Below are 23,123 nucleotides of genomic sequence, written 5' to 3' on the forward strand. Positions count from 1 at the left end.
ATTTATTGTAATGCAAAAGGTGAAGTTTCGTTTTAATTCTGAAATAAGTTCAGTACAGGTAACATTTATAGATTATTAAACAATCTACCGTTTTTTTCTGACAAACCCAAGTTTCAATTAGCCTTCCAAAAAAATGATAAATCGGCATCCAAAACAAACCCTTCACGCTGATATAAATGCTGCGCAGGATTATTATTTTCAGTTTGGATTATAATGCCTTTGTATCCTTTTTCTTTACAAAGTGCTTTAGCCTTATTGATTAATGCGGTGCCGATATTTTTGTTTCGATAATTAGAATGTATATATAAATCATTCAATAAAAACACAGGTTTCATACTTACTGACGAAAATAAAAAATAAAGCTGTGTAAAACCAACAGCAATAGCGTCTAAATAGGCAATATAGATTACTGAGTCTTGTTTGGTTAGGCGTTCTTTTAAAAATGCTCGAACATCTTTAATATTAGAGGGTTGCCGGTAAAACACGCGGTATCCATCGAAAAGCGGAATCAAATCATCTAAATGTTCAGTAGTTGCTTGTATAATTGTCATAACAAAAAAATCTGCAATGTGAAGTTATACCAACATAAGTAAAGCGAAAAAAAGTTATTATCCTTTCTTCTGCTTATTAATTTCGTCTTGTAATTGGCGTCTTACTTTTTGCTCACGCTCTAAAGCTGTTCTGCGGTGTTCTTCAAATTCTTCTTCAATTTCTGCTAAACTATGTTTTGCTTCTCGAGTAACTGAATTACTGTTTTTAAATTTATAGATAAAGAAAATAAGTAGCCCTAGTAAACCTGCAATAATAGTCCACATAAGCACATTATAGTTGATTTTGCTCATTTGCATACCAAACAAAGCCATATTGTTTTTCTCAGAATTGGTTTTGTCTAAATCTACTTTAGTGTTAGAAAGACTAGATTTTAAATCTGCAATTTCTTTGGCTTGATTTTTAACTACTACTTGTGTTTCTGCTAAGTTTTTATGAACTGTTTTTAAAGAATCCATAGTATGGGCTCTTAAGGCTAGAAACATACTGCGCTTTACAGCTTCATAAGCTTGACCGTTTGTACCTTTAAAATTACCAGATTTTTTAAGAATATATTCAAACTGATTATCAATAGTGCCTTTGTATAAAGACAATGTCTCGTCGTCTTGTTTGGCTTGTGAAAATGTGGTGAAGCTAATTAAGCAGGTAAATACTATGAAAAATAAAGATTTGAAAGGATTCATTTTAAAATGGATTTTATTGGTTGTATTTGGTTTGCGAATTTATAAAATATTGTTTATTAAATGATTATAATAATCAAAAAGCCTCATAAAATGAGGCTAATTTATATACGGTTTAAATTTGAATTTAGATGACGGTACCATTACTACATTAAATTGACCAAATCAAAATGGTTCTTTTTCCTTTATATTTCAAAATAAAAAAGAACCGTAACTATTGCTATGCTTAATTTTTTTTTTTCATCTAAAGAAAAAATTACTGCTTCTTATTTTGGTAAATTTAAAATAGCAATGGTACGTATTTTAATAGTATGTATAACGTCTTACTTTTGCTATATATTTTGCTAGTCTTATAACTTGATGACTATAACCGTATTCGTTATCGTACCAAATGTATAAGATGATGTTTTTACCATCTTTACGAACAATAGTGGCTTTACTATCATAAATGGATGGTGCTGAACATCCAACTATATCGCTAGACACTAGTTCATCGCTGAGTTCATATTTTATTTGCTCAACTAAATCGCCTTCTAGAGCATATTTCTTTAAAATGGTATTGATGCCATTATGAGACGTTTTGCTTATCAATTCTAAATTAAGAATAGCCAAAGATCCGTTAGGTACTGGCACGCGAATAGCATTAGAAGTTAATTTGCCTTCCAGACTTGGTAAGGCCTTAGCAACGGCACTTCCAGCACCAGTTTCGGTGATTACCATATTTAAACCAGCGGCTCTACCACGACGGTATTTTTTATGAAAATTATCAACCAAATTTTGATCGTTTGTATAGGCATGAATGGTTTCTAAATGGCCACTTTTAACTCCAAAAGAATCTTCAATAGCTTTTAAAACAGGCGTTATAGCATTGGTTGTACAAGATGCAGCTGAAAAAATATTTACTTTATCTGGGTTGTGTTCTTTATGATTAACCCCGTAAACTATATTAGGAACGCCTTTTCCAGGAGCCGTTAATAAAACTTTATCTACACCTTTAGATTTTAAATGTTTACTTAAAGCTTCTTTATCTCTAAATGCACCAGTATTATCAATAACTAAAGCATTATTAATGTTGAATTTGGTATAATCAATGTCTTCTGGGGTATTTACTGAAATAATATTCACTGTTGTACCATTAATAATCAATGCGCTATTTTTTGCATCAACAGAAACCGTTCCAGGAAAATCGCCATGTACAGAATCGTTACGTAAAAGAGACGCTCTTTTTTCAAGTATTTGGGCATCAATGGCACCTCTCGTTACAATGGCTCTTAAACGTAATTGACTACCTTTTCCGGTTCTAGTCATAAGCTCTCTAGCAACCAATCTGCCAATTCTACCAAAACCATAAAGAATAACATCTTTAGGTTCTATGTCACCATTCTTACTGGCATCTTTCAATTTATTAGCAACAAACGCTTTGGCATTGTTATGTTTATTATCATCTAAATGATATTCATAGGTAAGTTTCCCTATATCTAATTTTGCTGGCGCAATATTTAGGATGTTAATAGCCTGAGCAATCTCTACAGAATCAAAAATTGAAATCGGTTTTTGAACAAATTTACCTGCGTATTCATGTAAATTTAAAATCTGACTTACATTTCTATCAATTAGTTGATTTCTAAATAGAACCAATTCAATGGATTTATCATACCATAAATCACTTACGGTTTTAATAAATTCTACCGTAGCTTTTCTGCGATCTGCTTGAAAGGCTAATTCTTTTTCATAAGCTTTGTTAGAACCCATTGCTTAATTAGTTTAGTTTGTGTTTAAAAATTTTGGCAAAAATACCATATTTCAAACGTTTTCGTAGCGTATTTTAACAAAAAAATAACCCTTCAAAAAATAACTAAATTTGAAGGGTTTATTACAATGTAAAAACTAACTATTTAAAATTATAACGCTCTTTTTCTCCTTTAGAATTAATAAGCTCTATTCTTAATGCTCCTGAATTTTCTTGATTTTTTAAGGCATTTTGCACATCATCAATAGATGTAACCTTTATATCGTTTACTGAGGTTATAATGCAACCTTCTTGAATACCATTTCTTCGCCAGTAATCAGCATATTTAGAATTTAAGTCGGTTATTTTAACGCCATAAGTTGCTTTATGTTTTTTCAAATCAGAAGCTTTAGCATTTTTAATTCTTCCAACTAAAGGCATTGTAAAAGTCTCATTTTTAGCTAAAGTAACAGGAATATTTGTAGTTTCTCCATCTCTTAATACGCTTAAATTTACAACATCACTAGGACGTTTTGTATTTAAATGGCCTGTTAAATCTGAAAATTTAGAAATTTTAATATTGTCAATTTCTTTGATAATATCACCTTTTTTTACCCCAGCTTTTTCAGCACCAGAATCTTCAACAACACTATCAATATACACACCTTCAGTATCAGTAACGCCTATTTTTTCAGCAACCAAACTGTTTAATGCGCCACCTTGTATTCCTAAAATACCATTCTGTACATTGCCATATTCCATGATATCTTCAATTACTTTTCTAGCAATATTACTTGGAACAGCAAATGAATACCCAACGTAAGAGCCCGTTTGAGAAGTTATAGCTGTATTTATACCAACTAATTCTCCTTTAGTATTTACAAGCGCTCCACCAGAATTTCCTGGGTTTACTGCCGCATCAGTTTGAATAAAAGATTGCTTACTTGTGCCAGATAAGTCTCTGGCCTTTGCACTTATAATACCTGCTGTAACGGTTGATGTTAAATTGAATGGGTTACCAACTGCTAAAACCCATTCACCAATTTTTGCATTATCTGAATCACCAAATGTTACAAATGGTAAATCTTCATCCGAATCAATTTTTAAAAGCGCAATATCGGTTTTTGGATCAGTTCCAATAAGTTCAGCTATATAAGTTTTATTATTGTTCATGGTAACCGAAATTTCTTGTGCATTATTAATAACATGATTATTGGTAATAATATAACCATCAGTATTAATAATTACCCCAGATCCCGAACCAATGTGTGGGCTTTGAGACCGTCTTCCAAAATATAAATCCTCAAAAGTCATTTGTCCAGAACTTTGTGCTAAATTTTTAACATGTACAACTGCATTAACCGTGTTTTCAGCAGCCACAGTAAAATCAGGTGCTTTTTCAGCATTAAATACCGTGTCAATACTACTGGTAGGTAAAAATGTTGGGTTTGCTATTTCAGTGGCAACCAAAATAGGTTTGTCGTCTTCTATAAAAAGTTTGTAGGCTCCTAATGTGAAAATGCCACCTAAAGCTGAAACCAATACTAATGTTAAAATCTTCTTCATAATTTTCATTTAAGTTTTATCTAAAAATAATGCCTTGAGTCATTTTGTCTTAAGGTTTCCTTTATATTTGTCGTTCCGTGCAGACGGTAATCATACAACGATTAAAATTAAATAAATATTGAATTGCTAATAAAGTTTTAACGATTTTTAACGCCAACTTTAACGCCTATTTAACAATCCATAAAAGTTTCAAGACTAAACTGTTTTCAACCAATAATTATTTGGGCGTTACCACAAGGGGCGGGCTTTCCGCTGCAAGTCCTCGTTCGTCCCGATAGCTATCGGGACTCACTGTGGGCTTTTCACTTCAATCCCTAACGCGCTTCCCATTCATATTTACCCATTATCAAGAGGCCTTTATATAAAAATCAAAATTCTAGCTAACAACCAAAAAATTTAAAACACTTCTTTATCTTTGCCTTACATTATGCAACAGACCTTTTATAAATACCAAGGAACGGGAAACGATTTTGTGATGATTGATAATCGTCAACAAATATTCGATAAAAACGATACCAATCGTGTTAAGTTTTTATGCGACAGACGTTTTGGAATAGGAGCAGACGGACTTATCTTATTAGAGAATCATCCTGAGTATGATTTTAAAATGGTTTACTATAATGCCGATGGCAATGAAAGTTCTATGTGCGGAAATGGTGGACGTTGTTTAGTGGCATTTGCAAAACAATTAGGTGTTATCACAAACAAGGCTGTTTTTGAGGCAACAGATGGCGTGCATCATGCTACAATAAGAGGTCATATTGTTAAGCTTCAAATGTTGGATGTTGATACCATTGAAAAACATGAAAACCACGTGTTTTTAGATACAGGTTCGCCGCATCATGTTCAATTTGAAAATCAAATTGAAGATTTTGATATTAAATCTAAGGGAGCAAATATTCGATATGGTAAACCTTATAATCCAACCGGTAGCAACGTTAATTTTGTAAAGAAACAATCTGATACAACCTTTAGAGTTAGGACTTACGAGCGCGGGGTTGAAGATGAAACCTTATCATGCGGTACTGGTGTTACAGCTGTAGCTATAGCGATGCATTACATTGGGGAAACTAAAAAAAATCATATTGTCCTAAATGTTGAAGGCGGAGCGCTAGAAGTGTGTTTTGATGTTGAAAACAATACCTATAATAATGTGTGGCTCATTGGTCCTGCAACGTTTGTTTATAAAGGCAGTATATGATAACTTTAAAAGGTAAGAACATATATTTACGTGCCTTAGAGCCCGAAGACTTAGAGTTTATTCATGCTATTGAAAATGATGAGTCAATTTGGGAAATTAGCAATACCCAAACGCCATATTCTAAATTTTTAATTAAACAATATCTTGAGCATGCTCACAAAGATATTTTTGAAGTTAAACAATTGCGGTTGGTGATTTCAAATTACGAAAATATAGCTTTAGGAATGATTGATTTATTTGATTTTGATTTTAAAAATAGTAGAGCAGGAGTTGGTATTTTAGTAAAAGAATCTAATGACAGAAAGAGAGGTTACGGGCGTGAAGCCTTAAAATTATTGATTGATTATAGTTTTACACATTTAGGCTTGCATCAGTTATATTGTAATATTTCAGAAGAAAATGAAGTCAGTGTAAAATTGTTTGTAAATCATGGTTTTAAAAAAATCGGACTTAAAAAAGATTGGAACTACGTAAATGGTTCTTATAAAAACGAATATTTATTTCAGCTTATTAATAATTAAATGTACATAAAAAAGATACTTTTAGCGATTCTAGTCATAGGTCTTATTGTGGCTGCTTTTTTTGCGAATTTTGTTTATAAAGCCATGTTGAAGCCAAATACAGCTTTTAATAATGAAACGGCTTATATATATATTCCGTCCAGTGCAAGTTATGATGATGTTAGAAGTCAATTAGAGCCGTTGTTGGATGATATTGATTCGTTTGATGATTTAGCAAAACAGAAAAAATACACCACAAATATAAAAGCGGGAAAGTATGCTATTAAAAAGGGCATGACTAATAACGATATTATTAATTCTATCCGAAGTGAAAATTTACCAATAAAAGTTTCGTTTAATAACCAAAGTACTTTAGAAAAATTAGCAGGACGCATTTCAAATGACATTGAAGCAGATAGCATTTCGCTTATAAAAGCTATGCATGATAGTGCCTTTTTGGTTGAAAATAAATTTAACGAAGCCACTGCATTGGGCATGTATTTACCTAATAGTTACGAGTTTTTCTGGAATACTTCAGCGGAAGCTTTTAGAAGTAGAATGCTCAGAGAATATAAGCGTTTTTGGACTGATACAAGAATTGAAAAAGCACATGATAATGGTTTATCTCAAAACCAAGTGATTGCTTTGGCATCCATTGTTTATGAAGAATCAAAGCAAGCTAGTGAGCAACCAAGAATTGCCGGCGTTTACATGAATAGATTACGAATAGGTATGCCACTTCAAGCAGACCCTACTTTAAAATTTGCAGCATACAAACTGCCAAAGTATAAGAATACCGTTATAAAAAGAGTATTAAATGTTCATAAAGAAATTGAATCTCCTTATAATACTTATAAATATAGAGGATTGCCACCAGGGTTAATTGCAATGCCAGATATTTCAGCAATTAAAGCTGTTTTAAATTATGAGAAACACAACTATTTATATTTTGCTGCCGATGCTAAACGCTTTGGTTATCATAAATTTGCTAAAACCTTAGCACAACATAATGTAAATGCCAGAGAATATCAACGTTATTTGTCATCTCAAGGGATAAATAAGTAGTGCGTTTTTCTAGAGTAAAACATATTATACTGTTAGTTTTAATACCATTAACCGCTTTCTCTCAAACTAAACTTGATGCTTTTTTGACACCAAGTGATTCACTTAATAAACCACGGCGAAATGCTATTTTAGTTTCAGAAGCTTCTTTAGGAATAATCACGCTTGTGGGTTTAAATCAGCTTTGGTATGCTGATTTTGAACGCTCTAAATTCCATACGATTAATGATAACAGTGAATGGTTGCAAATGGATAAACTGGGTCATGTATTTACATCATACCAATTAGGAAAACATGGTGCAAAACTATTAAACTGGAGTGGAGTTAGTGAACGCGACCAATTGTTGTATGGAGCAACTTTAGGGTTTACATTTTTGACTGCCGTTGAAGTATTGGATGGATATTCTGAGGAATGGGGATTTTCATGGGGAGATATTTTGGCTAATGGAACAGGTACTGGACTTTATATTGGACAAGATTTACTGTGGAAAGAGCAACGAATTGCTTTAAAATACTCTTTTCATCAAACAAAATATGCTAAACAACGTCCAGATAAGCTCGGTGAAACATATTTAGAGCAAATTTTGAAAGATTATAATGGGCAAACGTATTGGCTTAGTGCTAATTTGCATGCATTCTTTAAAGAAAGCAAGATTCCTAAATGGTTAAATATAGCTGTAGGCTATGGCGCAGAAGGGATGCTAACAGGAACAAAAGATATTGACACTCCAGTGTTAACAAGTAATCAGCGATATAGGCAGTACTTTTTGAGTTTTGATTTAAATTTGACTAAAATTAAGACAAACTCAAAATTGTTAAGGTCTGTTTTTGATGTTTTTAATATGATAAAAATACCATTTCCCACCCTTGAATTTAATAAAAAAGGAGTTGTATTTCATCTATTCTACAATTAAAAATAGCACATAAGCGATTAATTTTGATGTTATTAAAAAAAAGCTTAATTTTGCACGCTCAAATTTCAAGGTATATTATATGTTAAAATGTACTGAAAAAATTTAAAATTATGGTAAAAAATATTGCAAGTTACGCGACCCTGACGCTTACAATATTAGCACTATTGTATGTTTCGTTTCAGTCAAATGAAACGATTGATTTAAGTAAGTACTCTACGGAAGGCTTAGTCTTAAATTACACAGTCAGTATTGATGCTCAAGAAGTAAACAATTCTTTAGTATATAATGATGAAGATAACTCGTTTTCACCTTATTTAGGAAAATCTTTTGTTGGCTTTAAAGAAGCTTTAGCCTTTAAAGAGTCTGGCGGCGATTATTCTTCAGTGAATACTTATGGATATTTAGGTAAATATCAATTTGGAACTGAAACTTTAAAAATGATTGGGATTAATAACCCTGCTAGTTTTTTAAAGAATCCAAGATTGCAAGAAAAGGCATTTATTGCTAATGCAGCCCGTAACAAATGGATTTTACGACGTGATATTAAGAATTTCGTTGGAAAACGTATTAACGGTATTATTGTTACTGAGTCTGGGGTATTAGCAGCAGCACATTTAGCTGGACCTGGAAGTGTAAAAAAATATTTAAGAAGTTATGGTTTAGATAATTTTGCTGATGGTTATGGCACTACAGTTCATTATTATATGAAGCGTTTTTCTGGATATGATACCTCTTTTGTAAAACCAAATAAGCGAGCTAAAGCTATTTAGTTGAAAAAGATACTCCGAATTTTTTTAATCTCGGTTTCATTTGAAATTGTCATTCTCGCGGAGGCGGGAATCTTAGGATTTATGAATAATAAAAATGGTAGGTCTCTTATGGAGGTCTACCTTATTTTTTTTCCATTGATTTGCGGATTGTGTTTTTATAAACTCACTGCTTAAAGTAATATCGCAAGCCACACAGACACTCGTGTTGTTTTCTAAAACAGTAGATAAATCTTCTAGCATTTTATTGTTCCTATAAGGCGTTTCAATAAATATTTGTGATTGATTATGTTCAAATGATAAACGTTCTAAATGTTTAATTTCGATTTTTCGTTCATCTTTATCAATTGGAAGGTATCCATTAAAAGCAAAACTTTGTCCGTTCATGCCAGAACTCATTAGAGCCATTAAAATAGAAGAAGGACCGACTAGAGGAACGACTTTTATGTTTTTCTCATGGGCTAATTTTACAATATCAGCACCAGGATCAGCTACACCTGGGCAACCAGCTTCGGATAATAAGCCAACATCAATCCCATGTAAACAAGGGGTTAAGAAAGAAGGTAATTCGGCTTTATCAGTAAACTTATTTAAATGAAACATGTTTAGAGATGGTTGCGATTTTTCGGGACTTATCTTTTTAATGAAACGTCTTGCTGTTTTATCGTTTTCAACGATAAAAGTGTTAATATTATCAATAGTGTGTTTAACTGTTATAGGTAAAACTTCTAATGGATCGTTGTCTCCTAATGTTGTTGGAATAAGGTATAATTTACCAATATGATTCTTCATTTTATCTATAATAAAGTTTTTAACAGCTTTAGAATTATTATTCTTATAAAATTAGATGAGTTTCTTCACTATATTATCGCAGGCTTCATCTAGCATTTGATATACATTTTCAAAACCATGGTCGCCTCCATAGTACGGATCAGGAACTTCATAATTTTTATTGGGATGCACTTCATTCAAAATTAATTTCACTTTAACAATATCTTCATCGTTTCTTGCTAGTTTAACAATGTTTTGAAAATTCGAGTCGTCCATAACGTAAATCATATCAAAAACATCAAAATCAGAACTATCAAATTGACGCCCGCTTAGATTTGAAATATCCAATCCGTGTTTTCTAGCAACGGCAATAGAGCGTTTATCAGGAGCGCTTCCTACATGATAGTTAGCGGTACCAGCTGAATCTACTATAAAATCATTTGAAAGTTTTGATTTTAAGATACCCTCGGCTAGAGGAGAACGGCAAATGTTTCCTAGGCAAACCATCAAAATTTTAGTCATGATGTGATTATTTTAAACGGAAAGTTTTTTGGTAATGTCTTCAACATATTTTCTGAATTGTTTATCTGTTGAAGATAAGTTATCTACGGTTTTACAAGCATGCAGAACAGTGGCATGGTCTCGTTTTCCTATTTGAGAACCAATACTTGCTAAAGAAGCTTTAGTGAGTTTTTTAGCAAAAAACATGGCTAATTGACGCGCTTGAACAATATGACGCTTTCTCGTTTTTGATTGTAAAGTATCAACGTCCATTTGAAAGTAGTCAGATACTATTTTTTGGATATAATCTATTGAAACTTCGCGTTTTGTGTTCTTGACAAATTTCTCAACGATAATACGGGCTAAATCAATAGTAATTTCCTTTTTATTGAAAGACGATTGTGCAATTAACGAAATAATAGCGCCTTCAAGTTCTCTAACATTAGATTTAATGTTTTTGGCAACGTACTCAATAATATCATCTGGCATTTCAACACCATCGCGATATAGTTTGTTTTTTAGTATCGAAACTCGGGTTTCAAAATCTGGATTTTGTAATTCAGCGGATAGTCCCCATTTAAAACGCGATAATAAACGTTGTTCAATATCTTGCATATCAACAGGTGCCTTATCACTAGTTAAAATAACTTGCTTTCCGTTTTGATGTAAGTGATTGAAAATATGGAAGAATACGTCTTGTGTTCCTGTTTTTCCCGATAAGAATTGTACGTCATCTATGATAAGGACATCTATAATTTGGTAAAAATGAATAAAATCATTTCTATTATTCTTTTTTACGGCGTCAATATATTGTTGTGTAAATTTTTCAGCAGAAATATATAAAACTGTTTTTTCTGGGTATTTGTCTTTAATGTCAACACCAATAGCATGAGCTAAGTGTGTTTTTCCTAAACCAACGCCTCCAAATATTAATAATGGATTGAAAGAAGTACCTCCTGGTTTATTTGCAACTGCTAATCCTGCGCTACGTGCTAATCTATTAGAATCACCTTCTAAGAAATTTTCAAAACTATAGTTAGGATTAAGTTGAGATTCAATTTTTACATTTCTAATACCAGGAATTACAAACGGATTACGTAATTGTGGGCTCTTATTATTAAAAGGAACATCAACATCTTGAGATTTTAACGAACCTCTATTTGAACTAGGAATTTTTTCAGTAAAAGGTTGCTTATTACCATATGTGTTTTCCATTTTAATAATGTAAACAAGTTTGGCAGTTTCACCTAATTCTTTAGTAAGAGCAACTTTTAGGATTTTCACATAATGTTCTTCAAGCCATTCGTAAAAGAATTTACTAGGTACTTGAATACTTAATGCGCTATCAGTAAGTTTAACTGCTTTAATGGGTTCAAACCAAGTTTTATATGCTTGCGGTTGGATGTTATCCTTAATAAATTCCAGACAATTAATCCATACCGATTGCGCAGTTACAGTCATGCTTTAGTTTTGTTGATTTTTTTTGTTAGATTTTATATGAAAACTGACTTTTCATATCCCCCTTTTATTGTGAGGCAAATATGTGAACAAAATTCTTAAAAAAAAAATGATTTACTATTGAATATTAAGAAATTTTTCCTCATGTTTAAGCTCTTGCCGAAACTACAAAAAAATATTCAATAAAGCTTATGAAAATCGATGAAATACAAATAAGAGTGAGATATGGTGAAACAGACCAAATGGGTGTTGTATATCACGGTAACTATGCGCTATATCTTGAAATGGGGCGAATTGAGTGGTTGAGAAATTTAGGAATTTCTTATAAATCAATGGAAGAAAATGGGATTATGTTACCAGTGGTTTCTTTGAGTATAAACTATAAAAAATCAGCAGGTTATGATGATGTAATTAATGTAAAAACACAACTAAAAAGCAAGCCAACTGCTAAGATTGAATTCGAGTACGAAATTACTAATAAAAACGGCGAAATTATAACAATTGCAAATACAACTTTAGTTTTTATAGATATGAAAACAAACAGACCAGTAAAGGCTCCAAAATATATTTTAGACTTACTTGAGGATTAAATTATAATCTAAGTTATTAGGTTAACAAATAATTGATTAGCTATAGTATAGTAATCCTATAAGGTTTTTAAAACCTTGTAGGTCTGTTTTTTGAATTTTGACACCTACAAGGTCAAAACGAGACCTTGCAGGAGATGACATTAATTGTTTATTAAACCTAGAAATTTAGAATGTTATATGTCTGATAATTAATCGAAATCAGGCTAGTAGCTCTTTTATATCAATTTCATAAAGATTCTTAAAAATTTTAAAAATGGATTCAGCTTCATTTTTTCTTACCGATATAGTAATCTTGCAATCCATTTCTAATTTTTGATTCATAATATTAAGAGACTTCTCTTTTATAACTCGCATGACGGTATTCATATTCTTATAGTCAAAAGAAATCAAATAGTCAATATCAATAGTTTTTTCAATAATGTTTGAAGCTTGTAGAATTAGTTGTGCAGTAGTTTTATAAGCGTTAATTAAACCGCCGACACCAAGTTTTACCCCACCAAAATAGCGAACTACAACAATTAAAATATTGGTAACTTCAAAAGATTGTATTTGTCCGTAAATGGGCATACCTGCAGAATTATTTGGTTCGCCATCATCATTAGCACGATAGGATATGGTTTCAGTCCCAATCTGGTATGCATAACACCAATGTCTTGCAGAATGATGTTCTTTTTTTAATTTTTCTAAATGTAATCTAACAGTATCTTCATTTAAAACAGGAAAGGCATAGCCGAAGAATTTGCTGTTTTTATCTTTGAATAAAACAGGTTCAGGTGTTGCTCCAATAGTTTTGTATGTGTCTTTTTCAAGCATTTAATTAAAACAAGTTTTTCTTAGTTTCAAATAGATTGATAACATCTTCAGTTTCGGGGTTTATATGCCACGTTTTAAGCTTCAAGGTATGTGCTGCATTTATATTGTCTTGATTATCATCAATAAAGAGACATTCTTCAGCTTTGAGTTTATTATCATTTAAAACAAATTCAAAAATATCTTGATTGGGTTTTACTAAATTTATTTCGTGAGAAAGATAGAATGCATCAAAACAATTTTTGAATTCCGCATAAAAGGAAATATGTTCTTGTATGTAATTTATATGAAGGGTATTGGTGTTACTCAATAAAATCAATTTATATTTTGAAGATTGTTGTAATGTTTTCAAAAAGTCTAAACGATTTTCAGGGAAATCTTTGAGCATAAAATTCCAAATATCTATAAGTTCTACTTTTGATAATTTTGGAAAGTTTTCAGCGTAAAACTCAAGAAATTCATCCGTAGAAATTAATCCTTGCTCATAAAAACTATTAAATCCCAGCATTTCTTCTGAAAGAGCGTCAATTTGAAAGGTGTCTAAGGCATGTTTGTGTGCGGCATCAATATTTAAGTTAACGAATACATTGCCGAAATCGAAAATGATGGTTTTAATCATTCTTATAAATTTTAAGAGTATCAGTTATTATGTTTTCTTCGGAAATTAGTTTCCCTTTAAATTTAGGTGCTTTAATGCCTTTTTTGAATTCCAGTTGTCCAGTAAAGACTCTGGCTTCATCCCAAAGATTTGCATCTATACATGATTGTAGTGTTTTTGCACCACCTTCAATGATAACAGAATTAATATGCTTTTCGAATAGAAAGTCACATATTTGTTTTGCAACGTTTTTTGAAAAATTAATATTGTTTTTTGAAATTAAAATAGTTTCAACATCTGCATTAAAGACCGTGTGTGTTTTTGAAAGCTTTTCATTTTTATCAATAACGATCCTAATCGGATTTTCTCCAGTCCAATCTCTAACAGTTAATGAAGGATTATCCTCTTGCACAGTGTTTGTTCCAACCAAAATAGCTTGCTCTTCTGCACGCCATTTATGCACTAATTGTCTTGAAAAGGCATTGGTAATCCATACGGGTTTTTGTTCGTTTTTAGTTTCTGGAGCAATAAAGCCATCATTGGTTTCTGCCCATTTTAAAATAATATAAGGCCGTTTTTTATTATGAAAAGTAAAAAATCGTTTATGATGATTTTTACACTCATTTTCTAAAACACCAACAGTGACATTACAACCACTAGTTCTTAATTTGTTAATCCCTTTGCCGGCTACTTTTTCATTATCATCAACACAACCAATAACCACGTTTGGTATTTTGTGCTTCACAATAAGATCGCTACAAGGTGGTGTTTTGCCAAAGTGCGAACACGGTTCTAGAGTTACATAAAGCGTGGCTTCTTTTAATACATCTTTATTTGAAACGGAATTTATTGCATTTACTTCGGCATGATTTCCTCCGTAAGGGCTGGTAAAACCTTCGCCTATAATGGTATTCTTATAAACAATTACACTGCCAACCATGGGGTTTGGGCTGGTGCTTCCTAAACCATTTTTAGCAATTTGTATACAACGCTTTATGTAAATATCGTGTTGTGTCAATACTAAAATTTAATTTTTACATCTTCGGTTTTGTCAATATTATAGGTGTACGAAAAGCCTAATACTTTATATTTAATATCGCCTATGTATTGCACTTTCACTTTCTTGCTAAACAAACTTCCAATTAAGCCGCCAATACTTTTGTTGCTAAACAGGCTATCAGTAGGAACATTTGTTTTTAATGGAATTGAAAATTTCTTTTTTGCTGGTACTTCAAAACGCTCTGTTGAAACAGAAGCCATTTCATTATCATTTATAAACACTTTTATTTCATCGGTTTGCAATTCGCCGCCAATATCATTTGGATTGATAAACAAGGCATCTGCAGTAAACGTAACGTACTTCGAAGTCGATTCTAAAACCTTGATATTATCTATGCCAACGAACTGAGGTTTTTCATTTACAGAACAGCTAATAATAGCGATGCATATTGTTGATAAGATTATAAGTTTTTTCATCTGTTTGATTTTTTTATTGCTGAATTTTATAAAAAATAAATACATTCAGTAACTCTCACAAATTTCAATCATTTTAAGTTCATATAAAATAATGAAAATTCATGTTGGTTTCATTTCAATTTTTTTCAATTTAATGTATCTTCACTACTTCAAAAATGCCAATTAAAGTGAGTAAAGATACTATAGTTATTCGAGAAATTGAACCTCAAGATAATGCACAATTAGAGCAAGTTATTAGAGCTTGTTTTCATGAGTTTAAAATTCCCTTAGAAGGCACAGCCTATTCTGATGCTGAAACACCAAGGATGTTTGAGTCTTATCAAAATGATAACGATGTGTATTATGTGATTGATGCTAACGGAGAAATTTTAGGAGGTGGCGGTGTTAAACCATTAAAGGATAATGAAAATGAGGTTTGTGAAATTCAAAAAATGTATTTCTCGCCGAAAGTAAGAGGTAAAGGTTATGGAAGAGCTTTGTTTGAAAAATGCATGCAAGCAGCTAAAGCGTTGGGTTATAAACAATGTTATTTAGAATCGGCATCACAACTTAAAGCGGCTATCCATATTTATGAGAGTTATGGGTTTAAACATTTAGAAAATGCACTAGGAAATACGGGGCATTATTCATGTGGTGTATGGATGTTGAAGGATTTGTGAATTATGATTTACGATTTTTAGATTGGGATTCGTTATTAAAAATAAAATTAATTGAAACTAAAAGATATTCAAAATACATTTCATCGAGCCTTAGATTCTATGTATGGTAAAGAGGAAGTTGATAGCTTCTTTTTTATGTTGATAGAATCCTATTATGGTGTGTCAAGAATTCAGTTAGCTATGGATCCTGATTATGCTATTGATGGTTCAGAAAAAATCCTAAATGCTTTAGAATTATTAAAACAGCAAAAACCAATTCAATATATAATAGGAGAAACGGAGTTTTATGGATTGCCTATTAAAGTGAATGACCATGTTTTAATTCCCAGACCAGAAACCGAAGAATTGGTAGCATGGGTTTTGAAAAAAAATGATGGTAATAATCCTATTAATATTTTGGATATAGGAACAGGAAGCGGTTGTATTGCTATTTCGTTAGCTAAAAATTCACCAAATGCTAAGGTTTATGCTCTGGATGTTTCCGCGGAAGCGCTAAAAATAGCAAAACAAAATGCGGATTTAAATGATGTTAATGTTGAGTTTATTGAAGCTGATATATTGACCGCAGGTCATACTGAACTAGTTTCAGTATCTCATAAATTTAATATCATAGTTTCCAATCCGCCTTATATAAGAGCCCAGGAAAAAGAACTTATGAAAGCTAATGTTATAGATAATGAACCACATTTGGCGCTTTTTGTAAAAGATAAAAATCCGTTGCTTTTTTATGAAGCAATAACTCAATTTGCATCGAATAACCTAACTAATGAAGGGCAGTTGTTTTTTGAAATTAATGAATATTTAGGGAATGATATGATTGAATTATTAAATGATAATGATTTCAGAAACATAGAGTTGAAACAAGATATTTTTAGAAAAGATAGGATGATAAAAGGAGAAAAGATTGACGAATTTTGATTAACGATTTTAGAATTTGAAATTTTCAAAATTTCAAGTAAATATTTTACAAGTAAATGAGTATAGAACAACAAATAAAAAACCTAAGGATTGAACTAAGAGAACATAACCACAATTATTATGTGCTTGATAAGGCAACCATTTCAGATTATGATTTTGATATTAAACTGAAGACACTTCAAGAATTAGAAGCTAAACATCCTGAGTTTTTTGATGCCAATTCGCCAACACAACGGGTTGGGGGCGCCGTGACTAAGAATTTTGAAACCATTGTTCATGAACATCGTATGTATTCTTTAGAGAATTCTTATTCTAAAGAAGATTTACAAGATTGGGAAACACGAATTAAAAAATTGGTTGATGGTGATATTAAATATACTTGTGAATTAAAATATGATGGGGCGTCCATAAGTTTAACTTATGAATCTGGTACATTAGTAAAAGCGGTTACTAGAGGAGATGGTTTTCAAGGTGATAATGTAACGGCGAATGTAAGAACTATAAAATCTGTACCGTTGCAATTAAAAGGGGATTATCCATCAAAGTTTGATATACGAGGTGAAATTGTATTGCCTTTTGATGGTTTTAATAAAATGAATGAAGAGCGGATTGAAATTGGTGAAGAGCCTTATAGAAATCCAAGAAATACAGCTTCAGGGAGTTTGAAATTACAAGATAGTGCTGAGATTGCTAAACGCCCACTAGAATGTTTGCTTTATAATTTAACAGGATCTAATTTAGGAATCAATACGCAATTTGAAAGCCTTGATAAAGCGAGACAATGGGGTTTTAAAGTGCCTGAAGCTGCTACATTGGCTCATTCTATTGAAGAAGTTTTAGAATTTATTGCCTATTGGGATGTGCATCGTCACGATTTGCCTTATGAAACCGATGGTGTTGTTATAAAGGTTAATGATTTACAGCAACAAGAAGAATTAGGTTATACTGCAAAAGCACCACGTTGGGCCATGGCTTACAAGTTTAAAGCGGAACAAGTATCTACACGATTAAACAGTATTACATATCAAGTTGGACGAACTGGCGCCATTACTCCTGTGGCTAATTTAGAGCCTGTAGAATTAGCAGGAACAACGGTTAAACGTGCATCATTACACAATGCAGACCAAATTGAAAAACTGGATATTAGAGTAGGTGACGTCGTTTATGTTGAAAAAGGTGGCGAAATTATTCCCAAAATTCTTGGAGTAGATTTAAGTAAGCGTTCAATAAGTTCTAAACCAACACAATACATCACTCTTTGTCCAGAATGTAAAACACCATTAGAAAGATTAGAAGGTGAAGCAAAACATTTTTGTCCAAATTATAATGGTTGTCATCCACAAATTGTTGGACGTATTCAACATTTTGCATCAAGAAAAGCAATGAATATTGATGGTTTAGGTATAGGGATTATAGAATTGTTATATCATCATGATAAAATTCATAATTACTCAGATTTATATTATTTAAGTTATGATGAGATTAATGGAATTAGAATGTGGTTAGATAATGAAGAAGCAGGATTGAAAAAGAATAATCAATTACAAGTTCCTATTGGTAAGTCTATTTATGGGTTAAGTCAAGGCTGGGGAAATCTGACTCGTTCAGATTCAGATTTTATTGCTAAACATTTAAATAAAATTGAAGATATTTTTATAGAAGAATTTGAATTGCCTGATGGAATTGATTTAAAGAAATTTTATAAATTTAAAGAAAATCTAAAAGAAAAATTTCATACAGTTGATTTATGCAACTATTCAAACTTTAAACATTTTTCTTCTTTTAATTTACTTCTAGATTTAAAATTTTCAAGCACAACTAGTTTAGATTTATTTGACGATTCTAATTTAGATTCTTTGAGTTTTATAGATGAGGCTTTAAATATACCTAAATATAATGAGCAAGATAAATTTGAAGAGTTTATAATTAGGGTAAGTGATAGAAGTAGAGTTGGTATTCAAAGTAAGACAGCTGAAAATCTTTTAAAATCAATCGAAACATCGAAAGAAAGAACTTTCGATAAAGTGTTGTTTTCTCTAGGAGTAAGTGACGTTGGGGAGGTTAGTGCAAAAAATTTAGCTAACCATTTTTTAATATTAAAGGATTTGGTTAAAGCTAGTTTTGAGGATTTGGTTGCCATTAGAGATATTGGTGAGAGCGTTGCAAATAATATTTTGTTATTTTTTAGTAATGAAGAAAATATCAAGATAATTAATAGGCTTCAAAGAGTTGGACTTAATTTTGAAATTGAAAAAAAAGAGTTGAATTCTGAAAAATTAAAGGGGTTTTCTTTTGTTGTTTCTGGTAAGTTCAATATCGATAGAAATGAGCTTAAAAAAATGATTGTGGAAAATGGCGGAAAAAATGTTGGTTCGTTATCAAAGAGTACATCGTTTTTAATTGTAGGTGATAATATGGGACCAAGTAAAAAGGATAAAGCGGAAAAAGAAAATATAAAAATGATAAGTGAGGAAGAATTTTATGAGTTATTAAAATGATTGAGAATTACGTTGCATTTGATTTTGAAACAGCAAGCGGGAAAAACCCTTGTTCAATTGGTATTGTTGAGTTTAATAAGGGAGAAGTTGTAAATGAATATTATTCGCTGATAAACCCTAATATTGAAAAATTTAATCCTTTTACGACAAGAATTCATGGGATTAGAGAAAGCGATGTTTTAAATGAACGTGAGTTCAATGAAGTTTGGAATGATATCAATCATTTTTTTGAAAATAAAGTTATTATTGCTCATAATTCTAGTTTTGATATTTCTGTTTTAAATTATTCTCTTAAAAGATATAATTTAAAACAACCCATAAATAATTGTTATTGTACATTAAGAATTTCAAGAAAGGTTTTGGAATTAGAAAATTATAAACTAAGTACTTTAGCAGAGTATTATTCTATTCAGCAAGATAATTATCATAATGCGTTGGAAGATGCTTATGTCTGTGGTAGAGTTTTTTCAAAATTACTACTAGAGATTGATGATGTTAGCTCATTTTTAAAAAGCACATCAACTAATTCTATTAAAAGGAAAAAACCGCAAAGTCAAACAAATGCTTTTAATTCTTTTAAAGAACTTGAAGAGGAAATAATAGACAGAAGATTCAAGATTGAACAAGTATTTGGTATAATGACCAATATTTTAGAAGGAAAAAAGATTGTTATTTCTGGTATTTTTCATTCAGTTTCTAGAAATGAGCTAAAAAAACTAATCGAAGATAACGGGGGGAAGGTAAGCAGCTCCATTTCATCAAAAACAAGTTATATAGTTGCTGGAGATAATATGGGACCCAGTAAAAAGGCGAAAGCTGAAACGCTAGGAATAGCGCTACTTACAGAATATCAATTCCTACAAAAAGTAAACTAATTCATGTTTTTTATCGATTAAATGTAATTTTTTAACGTTTAGTTGTAAATTTTAATTATATTTGTACTCGAACAATAAATTACTTTTATGTACAAGTCGAAAGTCTTGATAGGTTTTGTTTTAATATCCTATTTCTTATTTGCTATTTTTGAATTTAGCGGTAATGAAGTGGTCGCGTTTTATTTTAATGCTTTAATTGTACCATTAATAACCATCCTTTACGTTTTATTTATAGAACGGAAAAGCAAATTGTTTTTGATGTTTTTAGTAAGTTATTCGTTGTCAGATATCTTGGGTATAGTCATTCGTAACATGCCCTATGATGAGTCGTTAAAACTCTACGATTTTGAGTATTATATTGGTAATGCATTATACATAATGGCTTATGTTTTTTTAATAATTAAAATAGTTAAATCTCTTAATTTTAAGTACGTTATAAAACATTTAAAAATGCATTTAATAGTTTTAAGTATTTTAAATATTTACTTATTATATGTTTTGCATGCTATAATTAATCCGAACCTCGTACTAGAAAGCGATTATTATTTAGAATTAACTTATAATATAGTGCTACTCCTATTGTTATCTTTAGCATTATTGAATTATTTTTACAAAGACAATAAAAAATCGTTTTACTTATTCTTAGGTGCTTTATTTATTGTTTTTTCAGAGGTAATAGATATAGCATATATCTATGTGGCTCCAAGATGTTTTTTAAACTTTTTGTCTACCACGCTTTCTCTAGGAGCCTTTTATTTCCTTTACCAACAATCAAAATTATTGAATGTTTCTAACGAAGAAGGAGAATATGTAATTATAGAATAATTGTTATGCTTTCTTTAAAAAGGGAATATTTTTTTTGTGTAAGAAAAGAATTAGCGCAGAAAGTATAAACGTAAGTACGGCTGTACCAAAAAGTAAACCGCCATCATTTTTTACTTCAATTCCTAATTTTGTGAGATGCATAACAATAGCACCTCCAATAAGGCCTAAAGTTAAACCTGCTCCTATCCAAATAGTTTTTGGGATAAGTATCAGGATTGCAGCAATAAGTTCTAGAATGCCAATACCTATTCTTCCGATGGGTTCTAAACCTACTTTTTCAAATATATAAACACTATCAGGGTGTGCAGAAAATTTGAAACGTAAAGTTTGAATTAAAATAATTGCTACAATTAGTCGCAAAGCTAAAGGAAAGTATTTTTTCATAATTAAGATGCTTTAGTTGGATGCTTAGACGCATTTAACCTCAATTATTAACAAAAAAACAGCAAACTAAACAATTATTGAAGTTCCATTTGCAGATTTGTTCTTATCCGAATCAAAATAAAAATCTATTTTCCCCAAATTTATACCATAATATCCTACTTGGTTGACTAGCATATTTTCGCCTTCAATATTCTTTGCAACCGTTGGTTTTGGAAGAAAAGTATGAGTGTGTCCGCCAATAATCAAATCAATGTCTTTAGTGGCTTTAGCTAGAGTTAGGTCGCTAATTTTATCAGGATTATTTCTATAATGATACCCTAAATGCGATAAGCAGATTATTAAATCGCAGCCTTCTTCTGTTTTTAAAATTCTAGTCATGTCTTGACTAATTTCAATAGGATCTAAATATTTGGTTTCTTTAAACATATCAGGAGTTACCAATCCATCAAGTTTAATACCTAAACCAAAAACACCAATTTTAATCCCATCTTTTTTAAATATTTTATAGGGTTTGGTTTGGGTATCCATTATAGTGTTTGAAAAATCGTAATTGGCAGTTATAAATTGGAATTCGGCATGCGGAAGTTGTGCATACAAGCCATCAATTCCGTTATCAAAATCATGATTTCCAATTGTTGCAGCGTCATACTTTAGCATGCTCATTAATTTAAATTCCAATTCACCACCATAATAATTAAAATATGGAGTGCCTTGAAAAATATCTCCAGCGTCAAGTAGTAATGTGTTTGGGTTTTCTTGTCTTAAAGCTTCAATTAAACTAGCGCGTCTTGCTACACCACCTGTGTTAGGGTTTCTAGCATTTTCAGGTCCAAAAGGATCAATATGACTATGCACATCGTTAGTATGAAGAATAGTGATTTTAGTGGTTTTTACTGCACTAGTAAATGATTGCAACCCTAGACTCCCTAGTGTAACTAAAGCTGTTCCCGCTAATGCTTGCTGAATAAAATCTCTACGCTTCATAATTATTTTGTTTGAATAAATCTATCGTCAATAACAGGGTTTATAGAGTCAAGTTTGATGAACTTATCAATTAAGGCATTTCTAATTTTATAATTCAAATAATAAACGCTATCGTTCGGTTTAAAAAAGCGCATATTATCACCCCCATTATATAGATAGTCGCTAGTGGCAACGTAATAGGTTTTATTCTGCTTGATTCCTTCTCCATTTATCTTAGCTTCTACTACATCAAAATCTTTATTTAAAACAAGTTTCAGTTTAGAAATTGGATGTGCACTTTTTGATTGTCTTAAATAACCTATTAAACTATCAATTTGAGTGCCTTTAAACGCAATCACTACAATACTGTTTTCAAAAGGCATTAATTCAAAGGCTGTTCTTTTTGATACATTACCTTTGTTTAAAGACGATCTAATGCTTCCGTAATTAAGTAGCACCATATCTATATCATGCCCAGTTCTACTTTTAAAAACAGGATTTGATTCACTATAAACCGCATCGGCCATAAAATTCCCTAAAGCAGTATTAAATTCACCGTCAGTTTTTGAATACGTGTTTGCAGAATATGCCAAAACACTATCTAAATCTTTTTGAATATTATCTCTATATGGCTTGATAAAAGCTTCAATTTCAGAATCTAATTTCAGTGTGTCTGAAATTAAAATTTGCTTGCCTTCAATTTTTGTAAGCTGCATTTTTTGTTGTTTACAACTCGAAAAAATGAAAATATTTAACAAAAAAAATAAATGTGTAAACCTCATAATATAAAAAAGAAAATTTGAATGTACTTTTGTTACCTTTGGCCAAA

The 23,123-nt window shown here is 31.3% G+C and carries 24 protein-coding genes and 2 pseudogenes; 12 read left to right on the forward strand and 14 right to left on the reverse strand.

Translation table 11 applies throughout. From position 1 onward, the window contains the following. Nucleotides 1-113 precede the first annotated feature (113 nt). The 4 genes from AAC024_RS06020 to AAC024_RS06035 form a co-directional block, all read right to left on the reverse strand. Nucleotides 114-551, reverse strand: coding sequence for a GNAT family N-acetyltransferase (locus AAC024_RS06020; protein WP_339894313.1), 438 nt, complete (start codon nucleotides 549-551; stop codon nucleotides 114-116). Between the two features lie 57 nt (nucleotides 552-608). Then, the gene (locus AAC024_RS06025; protein ID WP_339894314.1) at nucleotides 609-1,232 is read right to left on the reverse strand and encodes a tRNA (guanine-N1)-methyltransferase; all 624 of its coding nucleotides are present in this window, start codon (nucleotides 1,230-1,232) and stop codon (nucleotides 609-611) included. 300 nt (nucleotides 1,233-1,532) lie between these two features. Next, nucleotides 1,533-2,981 carry a glyceraldehyde-3-phosphate dehydrogenase gene (locus AAC024_RS06030; protein ID WP_339894315.1) on the reverse strand — a complete coding sequence of 483 codons (1,449 nt, stop codon included), beginning with the start codon at nucleotides 2,979-2,981 and terminating at the stop codon, nucleotides 1,533-1,535. Nucleotides 2,982-3,120: 139 nt separating this feature from the next. Further along, the gene (locus AAC024_RS06035; protein WP_339894317.1) at nucleotides 3,121-4,524 is read right to left on the reverse strand and encodes a trypsin-like peptidase domain-containing protein; all 1,404 of its coding nucleotides are present in this window, start codon (nucleotides 4,522-4,524) and stop codon (nucleotides 3,121-3,123) included. 427 nt (nucleotides 4,525-4,951) lie between these two features. Here AAC024_RS06035 and dapF point away from each other — a divergent pair, with 427 nt between their 5' ends. The 5 genes from dapF (at nucleotide 4,952) to AAC024_RS06060 (ending at nucleotide 8,971) form a co-directional block, all read left to right on the forward strand. Then, nucleotides 4,952-5,725, forward strand: coding sequence for a diaminopimelate epimerase (dapF, locus tag AAC024_RS06040; protein ID WP_339894318.1), 774 nt, complete (start codon nucleotides 4,952-4,954; stop codon nucleotides 5,723-5,725). Then, complete coding sequence (locus AAC024_RS06045) at nucleotides 5,722-6,246, forward strand: GNAT family protein (protein ID WP_339894319.1); 525 nt, start codon at nucleotides 5,722-5,724, stop codon at nucleotides 6,244-6,246. Before dapF ends, AAC024_RS06045 begins: the two co-directional genes overlap by 4 nt. After that, a complete protein-coding gene (mltG, locus tag AAC024_RS06050; protein ID WP_339894320.1) occupies nucleotides 6,247-7,290 on the forward strand; it encodes an endolytic transglycosylase MltG in 1,044 nt (347 codons plus the stop codon). Beyond that, complete coding sequence (locus AAC024_RS06055; RefSeq protein ID WP_339894321.1) at nucleotides 7,290-8,201, forward strand: DUF2279 domain-containing protein; 912 nt, start codon at nucleotides 7,290-7,292, stop codon at nucleotides 8,199-8,201. The genes mltG and AAC024_RS06055 overlap by 1 nt, the downstream gene beginning before the upstream one ends. 110 nt (nucleotides 8,202-8,311) lie before the next feature. Beyond that, nucleotides 8,312-8,971 carry a peptidoglycan-binding protein LysM gene (locus AAC024_RS06060; RefSeq protein WP_339894322.1) on the forward strand — a complete coding sequence of 220 codons (660 nt, stop codon included), beginning with the start codon at nucleotides 8,312-8,314 and terminating at the stop codon, nucleotides 8,969-8,971. Between the two features lie 72 nt (nucleotides 8,972-9,043). Here the strand turns inward: AAC024_RS06060 and AAC024_RS06065 are convergent, their stop codons facing one another. The 3 genes from AAC024_RS06065 to dnaA are packed head-to-tail and all read right to left on the reverse strand — an operon-like array spanning nucleotide 9,044 to nucleotide 11,701. Beyond that, the gene (locus tag AAC024_RS06065) at nucleotides 9,044-9,760 is read right to left on the reverse strand and encodes an SAM-dependent methyltransferase (RefSeq protein WP_339894324.1); all 717 of its coding nucleotides are present in this window, start codon (nucleotides 9,758-9,760) and stop codon (nucleotides 9,044-9,046) included. A 51-nt stretch (nucleotides 9,761-9,811) separates the two neighbouring features. Continuing rightward, nucleotides 9,812-10,261 (reverse strand): low molecular weight protein-tyrosine-phosphatase, encoded by a 450-nt coding sequence (locus tag AAC024_RS06070; RefSeq protein WP_339894325.1) that lies wholly within the window; start codon nucleotides 10,259-10,261, stop codon nucleotides 9,812-9,814. Nucleotides 10,262-10,273: 12 nt separating this feature from the next. Continuing rightward, nucleotides 10,274-11,701, reverse strand: a complete 1,428-nt coding sequence (gene dnaA / locus AAC024_RS06075) for a chromosomal replication initiator protein DnaA (RefSeq protein ID WP_339894326.1) — start codon at nucleotides 11,699-11,701, stop codon at nucleotides 10,274-10,276. A 188-nt stretch (nucleotides 11,702-11,889) separates the two neighbouring features. Between dnaA and AAC024_RS06080 the strand changes: the two genes are divergently transcribed. After that, nucleotides 11,890-12,288, forward strand: a complete 399-nt coding sequence (locus tag AAC024_RS06080) for a thioesterase family protein (protein ID WP_339894328.1) — start codon at nucleotides 11,890-11,892, stop codon at nucleotides 12,286-12,288. A gap of 198 nt (nucleotides 12,289-12,486) precedes the next feature. Here AAC024_RS06080 and AAC024_RS06085 read toward each other — a convergent pair whose 3' ends face one another. From AAC024_RS06085 to AAC024_RS06100, 4 genes are read right to left on the reverse strand one after another with little or no spacing between them, the layout of a single operon-like run. Continuing rightward, complete coding sequence (locus AAC024_RS06085) at nucleotides 12,487-13,101, reverse strand: YigZ family protein (protein ID WP_339894329.1); 615 nt, start codon at nucleotides 13,099-13,101, stop codon at nucleotides 12,487-12,489. Between the two features lie 4 nt (nucleotides 13,102-13,105). Then, a complete protein-coding gene (locus AAC024_RS06090) occupies nucleotides 13,106-13,717 on the reverse strand; it encodes an HAD family phosphatase (RefSeq protein ID WP_339894331.1) in 612 nt (203 codons plus the stop codon). Further along, complete coding sequence (gene ribD / locus AAC024_RS06095; protein ID WP_339894332.1) at nucleotides 13,710-14,714, reverse strand: bifunctional diaminohydroxyphosphoribosylaminopyrimidine deaminase/5-amino-6-(5-phosphoribosylamino)uracil reductase RibD; 1,005 nt, start codon at nucleotides 14,712-14,714, stop codon at nucleotides 13,710-13,712. The genes AAC024_RS06090 and ribD overlap by 8 nt, the downstream gene beginning before the upstream one ends. A 2-nt stretch (nucleotides 14,715-14,716) precedes the next feature. Further along, a complete protein-coding gene (locus AAC024_RS06100) occupies nucleotides 14,717-15,172 on the reverse strand; it encodes a hypothetical protein (RefSeq protein ID WP_339894333.1) in 456 nt (151 codons plus the stop codon). Nucleotides 15,173-15,327: 155 nt separating this feature from the next. On the opposite strand from AAC024_RS06100, the gene AAC024_RS06105 reads away from it, so the two are divergent. The 6 genes and pseudogenes from AAC024_RS06105 to AAC024_RS06130 all read left to right on the forward strand — a co-directional run bounded on the left by AAC024_RS06105 (nucleotide 15,328) and on the right by AAC024_RS06130 (nucleotide 20,947). Beyond that, entirely contained in the window at nucleotides 15,328-15,831 is a 504-nt protein-coding gene (locus AAC024_RS06105) for a GNAT family N-acetyltransferase (RefSeq protein WP_339894335.1), read from the forward strand. Between the two features lie 51 nt (nucleotides 15,832-15,882). Continuing rightward, a complete protein-coding gene (prmC, locus tag AAC024_RS06110; RefSeq protein ID WP_339894336.1) occupies nucleotides 15,883-16,749 on the forward strand; it encodes a peptide chain release factor N(5)-glutamine methyltransferase in 867 nt (288 codons plus the stop codon). Between the two features lie 56 nt (nucleotides 16,750-16,805). Further along, on the forward strand, nucleotides 16,806-19,247 hold the full coding sequence (gene ligA, locus AAC024_RS06115) for an NAD-dependent DNA ligase LigA (RefSeq protein ID WP_339894337.1): 2,442 nt from the start codon (nucleotides 16,806-16,808) through the stop codon (nucleotides 19,245-19,247). Continuing rightward, nucleotides 19,244-19,834: pseudogene (locus tag AAC024_RS06120) on the forward strand (3'-5' exonuclease); the annotation flags it as partial. The gene ligA and the pseudogene AAC024_RS06120, both read left to right, overlap by 4 nt. Nucleotides 19,835-19,888: 54 nt before the next feature. Further along, nucleotides 19,889-20,122, forward strand: a pseudogene (locus tag AAC024_RS06125) (BRCT domain-containing protein); the annotation flags it as partial. Between the two features lie 87 nt (nucleotides 20,123-20,209). Next, complete coding sequence (locus tag AAC024_RS06130; protein ID WP_339894339.1) at nucleotides 20,210-20,947, forward strand: hypothetical protein; 738 nt, start codon at nucleotides 20,210-20,212, stop codon at nucleotides 20,945-20,947. A 3-nt stretch (nucleotides 20,948-20,950) separates the two neighbouring features. On the opposite strand, the gene AAC024_RS06135 is transcribed toward AAC024_RS06130, so the two are convergent. From AAC024_RS06135 to AAC024_RS06145, 3 genes are all read right to left on the reverse strand, one after another. After that, nucleotides 20,951-21,331 carry a DoxX family protein gene (locus AAC024_RS06135; protein WP_339894340.1) on the reverse strand — a complete coding sequence of 127 codons (381 nt, stop codon included), beginning with the start codon at nucleotides 21,329-21,331 and terminating at the stop codon, nucleotides 20,951-20,953. Between the two features lie 66 nt (nucleotides 21,332-21,397). Beyond that, entirely contained in the window at nucleotides 21,398-22,315 is a 918-nt protein-coding gene (locus tag AAC024_RS06140; protein WP_339894342.1) for a metallophosphatase, read from the reverse strand. 2 nt (nucleotides 22,316-22,317) lie between these two features. Beyond that, nucleotides 22,318-23,010 (reverse strand): 5'-nucleotidase, encoded by a 693-nt coding sequence (locus AAC024_RS06145; RefSeq protein ID WP_339894343.1) that lies wholly within the window; start codon nucleotides 23,008-23,010, stop codon nucleotides 22,318-22,320. Nucleotides 23,011-23,123: the final 113 nt, after the last annotated feature.

It is taken from the genome of uncultured Algibacter sp. (genome assembly GCF_963976535.1).
Taxonomy (GTDB): domain Bacteria; phylum Bacteroidota; class Bacteroidia; order Flavobacteriales; family Flavobacteriaceae; genus Algibacter_B.